General features: G+C 68.9%; 8 protein-coding genes. 4 read left to right on the top strand and 4 right to left on the bottom strand.

Annotated elements, in window-relative coordinates; genetic code table 11:
* Positions 1–8 precede the first annotated feature (8 nt).
* On the top strand, positions 9–677 hold the full coding sequence (locus AC2YHA_RS15110) for an aspartate/glutamate racemase family protein (RefSeq protein WP_487402253.1): 669 nt from the start codon (positions 9–11) through the stop codon (positions 675–677).
* Positions 674–1,927 carry an MFS transporter gene (locus AC2YHA_RS15105; RefSeq protein WP_487402252.1) on the top strand — a complete coding sequence of 418 codons (1,254 nt, stop codon included), beginning with the start codon at positions 674–676 and terminating at the stop codon, positions 1,925–1,927. The genes AC2YHA_RS15110 and AC2YHA_RS15105 overlap by 4 nt, the downstream gene beginning before the upstream one ends.
* A 26-nt stretch (positions 1,928–1,953) precedes the next feature.
* Here AC2YHA_RS15105 and AC2YHA_RS15100 read toward each other — a convergent pair whose 3' ends face one another.
* From AC2YHA_RS15100 to AC2YHA_RS15090, 3 genes are read right to left on the bottom strand one after another with little or no spacing between them, the layout of a single operon-like run.
* The gene (locus tag AC2YHA_RS15100) at positions 1,954–3,225 is read right to left on the bottom strand and encodes a four-carbon acid sugar kinase family protein (RefSeq protein WP_487402251.1); all 1,272 of its coding nucleotides are present in this window, start codon (positions 3,223–3,225) and stop codon (positions 1,954–1,956) included.
* Positions 3,222–4,490, bottom strand: coding sequence for a ribulose-bisphosphate carboxylase large subunit family protein (locus tag AC2YHA_RS15095; RefSeq protein WP_487402250.1), 1,269 nt, complete (start codon positions 4,488–4,490; stop codon positions 3,222–3,224). Before AC2YHA_RS15095 ends, AC2YHA_RS15100 begins: the two co-directional genes overlap by 4 nt.
* Positions 4,490–6,322, bottom strand: coding sequence for a beta-L-arabinofuranosidase domain-containing protein (locus AC2YHA_RS15090; protein ID WP_487402249.1), 1,833 nt, complete (start codon positions 6,320–6,322; stop codon positions 4,490–4,492). Before AC2YHA_RS15090 ends, AC2YHA_RS15095 begins: the two co-directional genes overlap by 1 nt.
* Before the next feature lie 122 nt (positions 6,323–6,444).
* Here AC2YHA_RS15090 and AC2YHA_RS15085 point away from each other — a divergent pair, with 122 nt between their 5' ends.
* Together AC2YHA_RS15085 and AC2YHA_RS15080 are read left to right on the top strand one after the other, a co-directional pair.
* Positions 6,445–8,487: a beta-galactosidase gene (locus AC2YHA_RS15085; RefSeq protein ID WP_487402248.1), complete on the top strand. Its 2,043-nt coding sequence runs from the start codon at positions 6,445–6,447 to the stop codon at positions 8,485–8,487.
* A gap of 10 nt (positions 8,488–8,497) precedes the next feature.
* Entirely contained in the window at positions 8,498–9,709 is a 1,212-nt protein-coding gene (locus tag AC2YHA_RS15080; RefSeq protein ID WP_487402247.1) for an SGNH/GDSL hydrolase family protein, read from the top strand.
* A gap of 138 nt (positions 9,710–9,847) precedes the next feature.
* Here AC2YHA_RS15080 and AC2YHA_RS15075 read toward each other — a convergent pair whose 3' ends face one another.
* Entirely contained in the window at positions 9,848–12,031 is a 2,184-nt protein-coding gene (locus AC2YHA_RS15075; protein WP_487402246.1) for a hypothetical protein, read from the bottom strand.
* Positions 12,032–12,205 lie beyond the last annotated feature (174 nt).

Below are 12,205 nucleotides of genomic sequence, written 5' to 3'. Positions count from 1 at the left end.
AATTTTCCTTGCCCACCCTCGGACTCATCCACAATTCGCCGATGCTCGCGCCGGTGTTCAACGAGATCGCGGCGCGGATCATGCCCGACGTCAAGCTGCTGCACTTCGTCGACGAGAGCACGATCAAGAACACGATCGCCGCCGGCCATCTTCAGAAGGCGACGATGCGGCAGGTGATCCGGCTGGTCGGCTCGACCTTCGACGCCGGCTGCGACGCGGCGCTGGTGACCTGCTCGTCGATCGGGCGCGCGGTCGACATGGCGGCCGAGCTCTATGACCAGCCCGTGCTGCGCGTCGACCGGCCGATGGCGGAGAAGGCGGTCGCGACCGGCCGCCGCATCGGCGTCGTGGCGACGCTGTCGACCACGCTTCAGCCCACCGCCGACCTCGTCCGCCGCGTCGCCGCGGAGCAGGGCAAGGACATCGAGCTGGTAGAGCACCTGTGCGAAGGCGCGTTCGAGGCGGTGATGGCCGGCGACGGCGCCACCCACGACCGCATCGTCGGCGAGGCGCTGACCGAGGGGCTCAAGGGCGTCGACGTGATCCTGCTCGCGCAGGCCTCGATGGCCCGCGTCGTGGCGAGCCTGCCCGAGGGTGCGGTGGCGGCGCCGGTGTTCTCCAGCCCCGAGCTCGGGCTCGAGCGCGCGCGTGACGTGCTGGCGAGCCTGGGGAAGTGAAGAAGCGGCGCCTCGTTCTCGGCTTCCTGGCCCTCCTGTCGATCATCACCTTCATCGACCGGATGGCGATCGCGGTCACTGGCCCCACGATCCAGAAGGACCTGGGCATCAGCCCCGTGCAATGGGGCTGGGTGCTGAGCGCCTATGTGATCGCCTATGCCGTGTTCGAGATTCCCTCGGGCGCGATGGGCGACCGGCACGGCTATCGCAAGGAGCTGACGCGGATTACCGTCTGGTGGTCCTTCTTCACCGCGATCACCGCCGCGTGCCGCAATTTCTGGCAGCTCGCCGCGGCGCGCTTCCTGTTCGGGCTGGGGGCGGCGGGTGCCTATCCCAACATGACCGGTGTGCTCTACCGCTGGTTGCCGGCACGCGAGCGGGCGCGCGGCCAGGGCGTGATCTGGGCGGCGAGCCGCTTCGGCGGGGCGCTGGCGCCGCTGCTGCTGGTGCCGGCCAACGCCCATCTCGGCTGGCAGGCGGTGTTCCTGATCCTTGGGGCGATCGGCTTCGTCTGGGCGATCGCCTGGTGGCGCTGGTTCCACGACCGCCCCGCGGAGCAGCCCGGCATCACCGCCGAGGAGGTCGCCGAGATCGGCAGCGACGATCATGGCGGCCACGCCGGCACGCCATGGGGCAAGCTGCTCGGCCTGCCGCAGCTGTGGCTGATCGCCCTCGCCTATTTCTTCTACGCGTTCGGCAGCTGGTTCTTCTTCGGCTGGTTCCCGACCTGGATGGTCAAGGGCGCCGGCTTCAGCGAAGCCGAGATGGGACTCTACGGATCGATCCCGTTCCTGCTCGGCGTGGTCGGCAACCTGCTCGGCGGCGTGCTGTGCGACCGGCTGGCGACGCGGATCGGCATCCGCAGCGCCTATCGGCTGATCGCAGCGATCTGCCTGGTGCTCACCGCCGCGCTGCTGGTCGCGATGAGCCTGGCGACGAGCAAGCTGATGGTGGTGATCTGCTGCGGCGCGGCGTTCATGGTGATGGACCTGATGCTGCCCGCAGCCTGGGCGATGTGCATGGCGATCGGCGGCCGCTACGGCGGCACCGCGAGCGGGGTGATGAACACCGCCGGCAATCTGGGCGGGTTCATCTGCTCGGTCGCGTTCGGCTACGTCGTCAAGGCGACCGGCAACTACAACCTGCCGCTGCAGGGCGTCGCGGCGATGGTGCTGGTGGCGGCGGCGATCTTCGCGGTGATCGATTGTACCAAGGGGCTCGATCACAAGGCGACGGCGGAAGCCCTCTAAGCTCCTCCCCGGTACGGGGAGGAACTTTAGCGCCCCCGCCGCACCGTCTCGAAGAAACCGTCGCCGCCCATCTGGCCGCCCTTGAGCACCAGCTCGAGCCCGTCGACAGCCGCTTCCTCGGCATGGGCGCACACCAGCGGCGCGCCGGGTTCGAGCGGTGCCGCCCAGGTCAGCGCGTCGATGCCGAGCTCGGCGACGCCGTGGCTCGACGTATCCCCGCCCGCGAACAGGACGCGGCTGAGGCGCTGCCGCCGGATGATCTCATGCGCCACGCGGCCCAGCGCCACGCCCAACCGGTCACCGGCCGCGGGTGCGGCATCGCCGAGCGGCCCGTCCGCCGAGTGGATCACGCAGCGCCCGCCCGCCGCCAGCGCCGTCTCGGCCGCTCCGACCAGCCGCGCCTCTTCCGCCGTCTCGCCATTCAGCAGCGCCGGGACGTCGGCGCGCACGCCGGCGTAGCCCTCCGTCATCCCCCGCGCGATCTGCCGCGCCGTCACCGGCGAGCAGCTTCCGCTCACCACCAGCAGCCGGTCGACCTCACCTGCCCGCGCCAGCTCGCCGGGAGCTTCGACCGCACCATTCGCCTGCCACGCCATCACCAGCGCGCGCGTGACGCCCGAGCTGCCGACCGCGAAACGCGTCCCGCGCGACAGCAGCAGCTCGCCCGCCACGGCGAGGCTCGGCATGTCGACGCCGTCGAACAACACCGCGCCCTCGCCCACCGCGTCGAACACCGCAGCAGCCTCGCCCGCCTGGATACGGTCGATCGGCACCAGCGCCACCGGCATGTTGGTCTGCAGCGCGAGATGGCGGCGCAGGTCCGCCTCGTGCATCGGCGTCACCGGATGGCGCGACATGGTCGGGTGGCGGTCGATGCGGAACACCTCGCCGCCTGCCGCCGCGAACAGGTTGCCGAACACGACGTAGCGGCCGAGATGCGGCGCCCCGACCAGGATCGGCACCATGCCGCCGAACGTCCGCGCGCCGATTTCCATCGCGCGGCCGATCGAGCCGGTGGCCGGGCTCGAATCGAAGGTCGAGCAGGTCTTGTAATGGACCACCGATGCCTCCCCGAGCGCCGCAAAGGCGTTCGGCAGGTTGGCATCCATCCATTCGGGCGAGCGGCTGCGGCTGTCCCCTGCAATCCCGATAGCGCCCACGTCGGGGAAACGCGCGCGCAATGCTTCGTCGGGCCGGCGCAGGAACAGCACCGCTGGCACCCCGCCCTCGGCGAGCTGCTCGAGGACGTCGGTCGAGCCGGTGAAATCGTCGCCGTAATAGCCGTAGAGCAGGGTCACCCCGCGAACGCCCCGAGCGCAGCCTGCAGTTCGGGCGCCTGGCGCGACGCCTCATCGAGCGGTACGCCCGCCACCGCCGCGTCCCAAGCCTGGCGGAGCGCGGTCACGCCCGCCGCCGGCCCACCGGGATGCGCGAGGATGCCGCCTCCCGCGGCGAAGATCAGGTCGGTCGAGCCCAATGCCTCATAGGTTGCGTGCGCCTGCTTGGCCGACTGGCCGGAGGAGAAGACCGGCATGATCTCGCAACCCGGATGCGGCGGGTCGAACATCGGCGTCAGGCATTCGCGCGCCGAGGCGATCACGCTTTCGTTCGCTTCGCAGAACTTGTTGTCGATGCCGTTGACGTGGGTGTGGTCGATCCCCGCCAGCCGCCACAGCTTCTGAAAGGCGACGTAGCTCATGCCGATCGCCGGCGAGCGGCCGAGCATCCCCCAGCCGTTGCGGTGGCCATGGATGGGAAGCTGAGAATGTGCGCGCAGCATCTTCATCGCCGGCAGGCCGATCGAGTTCATGCTCGCCATGACGCAGGTGCCGCCCTCGGCCAGCACATGATCGTGGCGGCGCAGCATCTCGTCGATGTCGCCGGTGAGGTTGGCGGCGTACATCGCCTTCTTGCCGGTGCGATCGGCATGGGCGTTGATCACGCGCATCACCGCCGAGATCCGCGCTTCGAACGGACAGGCTGGGCCGTCGGCCTGGAGCTCGTCGTCCTTGATGAAGTCGATGCCGGCGTCGAGCAGCCCGGCGACCTGCGCAGCGGTTGCCTCGGGGTCGAGGCCGACACTCGGCTTGATGATCGTGCCGATCATCGGGCGGTCCCAGACGTCGGCGAGCTTGCGCGTGCCATGCACGCCGAACTGCGGCCCCTGATAGCGATCGAGGAACACGGGCGGCAGCCTGAGGTCGAGCAGCTTGAGGCCGGAGAAGGCCTTCAGTTCCGACAGGTTGCCCGCGACCGTCGCGAGCAGGTTCGGCAGCGACGGCCCGAAATTATGGACCGGCCACGACAGCACCACCCGCGCCGTCCGCCGCCGCCCGTCGCCGCCGCCCTTGGGCAGGCCGGAGCCGGGTAGCGACGGCGCCGCCGCATCCTCCAGCTCCTCGATCGATTCGACCACTGCCGCATGCGCCTCGCGCAGCGCGTCGGTCTCGCCGGGCACGCGGACGAAGGTGCCGGTCGACTGCTCGCCGGCCATCGTCTCCGCCGCCTGGGCAAGCGGGAAGGCGGTCTCGATCCAATAGGTCGCGTAGACGCGGTTCGTCATCAGGCGACCTTGAAGTAAGTGTTGTAGCGCTCGGTATCGATCGCGAAATAGGGCACGAACACCAGGTCGCGGCCGTCGACGCTGGCGCGATAGGCCTGGGTCTGGTTGGCGATCGGAGCGAGCGCGCTGGGCAGCGCGATCGTCTGGACCTCGATGCCCGCCCACGGATTGACGCCGACGTACATCACTGCACCGCGCAGGACGGCGGCGATATTGGGGTTCTGGTCGTCGATCGGCAGCGTGCGCAGCGGCTGCGGCAGGACGAGATCGACAGTGTCGCCCGCCTTCCACGTCCGCGAGACGGTCGCGAGCGTGCCCGGCGTCGCCGCCTGCGGCTGACCGTTGACCGCCAGCGTCGCACCCTTCGCCCATGCCGGGATGCGCAGCTTCATCGCGAAGCGGCCATTGCCGGGCCTCCGCACCGTCAGCCGCACCGTGTCGGTCGCCGGATAGCCGGTCTCCTGCGCCACCTCGACCGCGCCGCCCGCACGGTCCCACGTCACCTGCGACGAGGCGTACATGTTGACGACCAGCGCGTCGTCGTCATGGAAATAGAGCCCCTGCACATAGTCGGCGACGCCCTGCACCAGCGTGCCCGAGCAGCACGGCCATTTCTTCTGGTAGTAGAGCTTCTCGCCGACGGGTCCGTAGTTCGAATAATAGGGATAGCCGCCGTCGCTGTCGGGCAGGCGGGTCGCCAGCATCGTGTTGTAGAGCGTGCGCTCGAGCCCGTCGCCGTACACCGGCTCGCCGGTGAAGCGGATCAGGTAGCGCGCCAGCTTCATGTCGGCGAAGCTGCCGCAGGGCGTCTCGAAATGCGCCTTGGAGGACTTGAGGCTGGCGGCGAGCTTGCCCTGGTGGAGCTCGACGAACTGCTCCTCCGGCCCCCAGCCGCCGCTCGCGAAGCGCTGCGGCTCCATGAACTTCCAGGCGTTGACCAGCGCCTGCCGGTACTTGGGGTCGCCGAGGTGGAGATAGGCCTGCGCGCCCGAGCTCAGCGCGATCGTGTGACTGTAGGCGTGCTTGGTCGGCAGCACGTCCTGCCCGGCCGCGAGCGGATCGAACCACTCCTTGTTGAGGAGATAGTGGACCGCCATCGCGCGGTATTTCTCGTCGCCGGTGATGTCGGCGACGTGGAACAGGTTCTCGGAGAGGACATAGGTCTCGTCATAGGGCGGATCGACCTTGCCGATGCGGTCGCGCGAGACCGGCGAGATATAGGGCACGCACTTGTCGATGATGATCGGCAGCAGCTCCTTGGCGCGCGCGACCCCGCTCAGCCGATAGGCGTCGACCAGCGCGACGACATATTTGTCCATGACATAGGCGGCCCATTGCGCCTGCGCGTTCTTGCCGGCGTAGGGATTCCTGGCGGCGATCATCGCCTCGCCGAAGCCGTCGACCAGCGCCGCGACCTTGGCGTGCGCCGCCTTGTCGCCGGTGGTCGCCGCGAGGCGGGCGAGCCCGGAGACATACTGACCGAAGGCGAGCCCGGGCACGAAACCATCGGCATCATACCAGCCGCCCATGTCCGGCCCCGGCGCCGGCAGGCCGGCGTTCTGGCGGAAGACCTTGAGCAGGCGATCGTTGTCGAGCGCCAGATAATGGGCGTGGATGCGGTCGTAATGCTCCTTGATCCGGCCGCTCCCGGTCAGCTGGACCGCGCCATAGGGGAATTCATGGAGCACTTCCCTGCCGCGCATCGCCGCAGCCGCCGCGCCCGCCCAGGCGGTGGAGGGCATCGCCGCCGCGCCGGCCGCCGCCGTCGCGCAGGCCGCGCAATGGAAGAAATCGCGCCTCGACACGCCTTCGGTCACCATGTCGTCCTTCATCCCATCCTCGCCCGATTCTGTCTGGCGTTCCCCGCGCCAACCCGCTTATACATATTCATATGATAATACGAATGGCAAGGGGAGGTGGTATGATCTGTAGGCCAGCAATAGCGGCTCTGGCAATGGCCTTGAGCAGCGTTGCCGCCCACGCCCAGCCGCCTGAGACGACGGCATTCCTGGCCCGCGCGACGGCCTTCGCCGACCGTCCGGCGATTGCCGTCGGCGTCTCCTGGTATCCCGAGCAATGGCCCGAGAGCCGCTGGGCGACCGATCTCGACATGATGAAGGCGACCGGCTTCAACACCGTACGCCTCGCCGAATTCGCCTGGAGCCGGATGGAGCCGGAGGAAGGCAGGTTCGACTTCGCCTGGCTCGACCGGGCGATCGCCGCGGCGGCGCGGCGCGGCTTCATGGTGGTACTCGGCACGCCGACCGCCGCGCCGCCGGCGTGGCTTACCCAGAAATACCCCGACACGCTGCGCGTCGACGAGAACGGCCAGCGCGCCGGCCATGGCGGGCGGCGCCACTTCTCCTTCGCCAGCAGGCGCTACCGCGACTTCGCCCGCCGCATCGCGACCGAGATGGCGAAGCGCTACGGCCACAATCCGGCGGTGGTCGGCTGGCAGATCGACAATGAGGTCGGGCCGCCGTCCTTCGATCCCGAATCGATCGCCGCCTGGCACGCCTTCCTCAAGGCCCGCTACGGCACGATCGACGAGCTCAACCGCCGCTGGGCCACCGAATATTGGAGCCAGCACTACAACGACTTCGACCAGGTCCCGCTCCACGCCACCGGCCAGCAGAACCCGGGGCTGCTGCTCGACTTCAAGCATTTCACCACCGCGACCTGGACCGACTACGTCCAGAACCAGGTCCGTGCGATCCGCCCGCTGATCGACCCGCGTGCCTTCGTCACCACCAACACCATGTTCTGGAACGCGGGCTTCGACCATTTCGTCATGCACCGCGATCTCGATCTGGCGTCCTGGGACAATTACATCCCGAACGGCCGGCCCGACTGGGTGGCGAACGGCGCCAACCACGACCTCGTCCGCGGCTACAAGCAGCGCAACTTCTGGCTGATGGAGACCCAGCCCGGCCGCGTCGACTGGGTGCCGGTCAACCGCGCGCTCGATCCGGGGCAGGTGCGCGAGCTTGCCTGGCAGTCGGTCGCGCACGGTGCCGACGCGGTGCTCTACTGGCAGTGGCGCCCGGCCGCGAACGGGCAGGAGACCTATCACGGCGCGATCCTCGGCCAGGACGGCCAGCCCAACCCGATCCAGCCGGAGATCGCCCGCGTCGCGGCCGACCTCACCAGGGCCGCGCCGCTGCTCGCTGATACCGAGCCGGCGGCGAAGGTGGCGATGATCTTCTCCTACGACAGCCGCTGGGCGATCGACCTGCAGCGCCACCACAAGGATTTCGATCCGGTCAAGGCGTTCACCGATTTCTACCGGCCGCTGCGGGTGCAGTCGCAGGGTGTCCATATCTTGCCCGTCGAGGCCGATCTCAAACGCTACCCGCTGGTAGTCGCACCCGACCTCAACGTGCTGACCGAGGCGCAGGCGAAGGGGCTCGAAGCCTATGTCCGCGGCGGTGGCCATCTCGTCCTCGGCCCGCGCTCGGGCATGAAGGACGACGCCAATGCGCTGTGGCCGGAGCGCCAGCCGGGCCCGCTCGCGAAGCTGCTCGGCGCGCGGGTCGAGCAGTTCTATGCGCTGGACGAAGGCGTCGGCATCGCCGGTTCGATCACCGGCAAGGCCTCGATCTGGGCCGAGGCGCTGGCGCCGGAGGCGACCGACGTCCGCACCCTCGCCACCTACACCGATCCCGGCGGATGGCTCGACGGCAAGCCCGCGATCGTGACCCGCAAGGTAGGGCGCGGCAGCATCACTTACGTCGGCGCCTGGCTTGATGCCGACACCATGGCGAAACTGGCGACAACGTTGCTCGCCGATGCCGGCGTGAAGCCGCTGATCGCCGACGCGCACCCCGACCTCGAGATCGCCGAGCGTACCGGCGCCGGCAAGCGCGTGCTGATCGTCATCAACCACGGCGCGGTCGCTCATCCGCTCACACCGCCCGCCGGCGCGAAACCGGCCGGCGGGGACTGGACGAACGGCCAGGTCGCCGCGCATGGTGTCGCCCTCTTCCAGCTTCCGTAAAGGATCGTCGATGAAGCCTCTCCGCCTGGCTCCGGCCCTGCTCGGCCTGCTCGCGCTCACCGCCGCTCACGCCGCCGCGCCCCAGCATTGGGTGCCGGGCTGGACTTCGTCGCCGATCGGCTATGAGCCGGATATCCGCGACGGCCTCGGCCGCCCGTTCAAGGACGAGACGGTGCGCCAGGAGGTCCGCGCGGGCATCGCCGGCACCACGATCCGCATCCGCTTCACCAACGAACTGTCGGACGTGCCGCTTCGCATCGGCGCCGCTTCGATCCTGCGGCTCGACGAGTCGGGGAAGCCGGTTCCCGGCAGCCTCCGCCCGCTGACCTTCAGCGGGGTCCGCGACGTCCGCGTGCCGACGCATGCGCCGATGCTGTCGGACCCAATCGCCTATCCGGTGAAGGCCGGCGAGCGCCTCGCCGTCTCGGTCCATTTCCCCGAGGAGGCCGCGCCGCCCGCCCATGCCCAGATGGTCGACGTCGCGGCCGGCGATACGACCGGATCGCTCGACCTGCCATCACCGCGCCACGTCCGCGCCTCGGGTATCGTCAGTGCGGTCGACGTGGTGAGCCCGGCGGCCTCGCGCGTGCTGGTGGCGTTCGGCGATTCGATCACCGAGGGCGCCGGCGCCACGCCGGGCAAGGCGATGAGCTGGCCCGACCAACTGGGCCGGATGCTGGCGGCAAGCCCGCGCGGTCGCTGCTGGGCAGTCGCCAACCAGGGCATCAGCGGCAACCGCCTGCTCAGCGAAGGGCGCGGCCCCAACGCACTGTCGCGCTTCGACCGCGACGTGCTGTCGGTGCCCGGCGCCACCCATGTCGTGATCCTCGAAGGCATCAACGACATCGGCAAGGTCAAGGACCCGGCGAAGGACTGGCAGCCGCCCGCCGACAAGCTGATCGCCGCCTATGAGCAGCTCCTCGCCCGCGCCCACGCCCGCGGCCTCAAGGTGATCTTCGGCACGCTGCTGCCCTATGAGGGCGCCGGCTATGCCTCGCCCGACGGCGAGCAGCGCCGCGCGACCCTCAACCGCTGGCTGCGCGCCAATGCCAAGCGTTTCGACGGCCTGATCGACTTCGACGCGGCGATGCAGGAGCCCGGCCAGCCGACGGTGATGCGCCTAGCCGAGCAGATCGGCGACCATCTCCACCCGAATGACGCGGGCTACACGACGATGGCGAAGACCGCGCTGCCGGTGGTGCTGGCGCAGGGGTGCCGGTGATCCTGAAGCGGATTCGATCAGCGTGAATCCGTCCCCCGGCGAAGGCCGGGGCCCAGTCGCGAACGGTTTGAGACTGGGCCCCGGCCTTCGCCGGGGAACAGCTGCTTCAAGCCGAAGCCGATCCGGATCGATCCTACGCTACCGCACCACCCGGATCAGGTAGCTCGTCGTCGCCGGCTTGCCGACCGCAATCTCCCAGCCCGGCTCGATCATCTTGCCCTTGATCTCCGGCCCGACCGGCCGCGCCGATCCGTCGAGCGGCTGCGCGAACACGCCGACCGCGCCCTCCAGGTCCTTGAGCTGGATCCACCCGGTGATCGGCTCGATCACCGTCGGCGCGGTGCCCCAGTTGGTCAGCATCGCGCGCCGTTCGTCCCAGACCTGGCCGCTGTTCTCGACCTTGCCGGTGGTGGTGAGCAGCATCCGGTTGGAGAGGCTGAGCGGCTTGCCGTCCAGCGACGACAGCGTGATCGTCGCGAAGCGGTTGCGGATGTCGGCGGCGAGGTGGCGCGTCTGCACCTTGGCATTGGCGCTGACGAAGCCGACCAGCGCCTGGCTCAGCGGCGTATCGATCGTCACCAGCCCGTCTTTGCCGCCCTGGGTGCGCCAGCTGAGCTCGCCGGTATCCGACACGATCGGGTTCATCGGCGGCAGCGGCGCCGGCAGGCTCGGCTTGCAATCGAGGCACGAGACCCGCGAGCCGTGGACCAGCGGGATCGTCATGTCGAAGCCGGGCGTGTAATAGGGCATCGCCGCACGCGGCAGCCGCGAGGCCTCGCTGATCTGGTCGGTCGAATAGGACCGCGTCAGCACCTCCTTCGCCGCCGACACGTCGCCGCGCAGGAACAGCATCGCGCCTGCCGGCATCTGCGCCATCTTCACCGGATCGAGCGTCATGTCGAAATGGTCGCCGATCATCGGCTTCCACTGGCCGGCGATCTTGGTCTCGAAGGTGTAGAAGAAGATGCCGTCCCAGTCCTGCAGCGCCGCGTAGGACGCCAGGATCGGGATCATCTCCGACGCATAGTCGCTGGGATAGGGGTGGTTGACCTCGCTCACCGTGAACGGCTTGCCGACCGTCGCCGAGCGGGCGAGCTTCTGGATGATCGACAGCTCGGGGCTGTTCACCATCGGCTCGTTGCGGCGGCCGTAGATGGCGGGGTGCTGCCAATAGACGTGCGCGTCCATGATGTCGGACTTCACCGCCGTGCGCATCAGCGGCTGGTTGGCGATGAAATAGGTATGGTCCGCCATCGGGATGATCGGCGATTTGACCCCGACCTCGTCCTTCAGGAAGCGCTTCATCTCGGCGTGGAAGTCGATCTCGACCTGCGTCAGGAAGCCGAGCTCCGCGTCGAGCCTGAGGCGCGGCGCCTCGGGATGGTCGCCGCGGCGCATGAACGGGATCGGCTGCCCTTCGGCGACGCCCGCCATCCGGCGCAGCTCGGCCACTTCGGCCGGCTTGCGGTTCTTCGCCAGCCAGTCGTTGTACATGCCGACCAGCAGCGCCTGATAGTGCGGCGTCATGTCGAGCTGGATGTTCGCCCCGCCCGGCACGCGCTCGCCGCGCAGCCAGTTGCGCATCCAGAATTCGAGCAGCGAATTCTCGTTCACCACTTCGACGATCACCACCGCCGGATCGTCGGCGTAGCGCAGCTTGGTATAGGGATTGAGGTGGCCGAGCAGCTGCTTCGCATATTCCTTCTGCGCGGCGATCAGCTCGGGGCCGAAATAGGTGAAGGCCTTGGCCGGACCGAGCAGCTCGGCGTCGGGGATGCCGTCGCCGGCCTTGTAGCGGCGGCCGACGTTCAGGTTGAAGTCGACGTAGATGCCGTTCTTCTTGAGCTCGGCGATCCAATAGTCGAGCCGGTCGAGCCGCTCGGCGTTGAACGCGCCCCGGCTGGACTGCTGATCCCAGCGGATCAGCCCGCGCGGCGCATGGGTGAAAGGCCCGGCGGTCGGCGAGACCTCCTCGCCCGCGTTGCGGATCGGGTTCACCGTGTCGGGCATGTCGAGGAAATGCAGCCGCACGCAATTGACCCCGAGCCGCGCCAGCGCGGCGGCATAGGTCACGGCATCCTCGTGCGACGGGATCTCCTCCGATCCCACCGCCCAGCCGGTCATGTTGACGCCCCAGCAGCGGAAACGCTTGCCGTCCGGGCGGTAGAGGTGGCCGTCCCTCGCCTGGATGAAGCCGTACTTCCCGGCCGGGCCGTCCAGCAGGAAGCGGGCGTCGGCGGCGGAGTCGACCCTCAGCTCATGGTTGACCGGAAAGGGCTGGAGCGGAATGTCTTGCGCAAGCGACGGCGCTGCGGCGAACAACGCGCACGCCGCCGAGAGGACGCGCCCTAGAGTCGGATTCGGCCAGCATGAATCCGTTCCCCGGCGAAGGCCGGGGCCCAGTTTCGAACTGCTCGCAACTGGGCCCCGGCCTTCGCCGGGGAACAGCTGCTTCAAGCCAGATGGATCAAATTCCAGCCGTTGCCCTCGACTCAT

The organism is Sphingomonas sp. SRI_018, assembly GCF_057586275.1.
The sequence above is the reverse complement of the archived record's forward strand: the minus strand, read 5'-3'. Positions and strand labels throughout refer to the sequence as shown.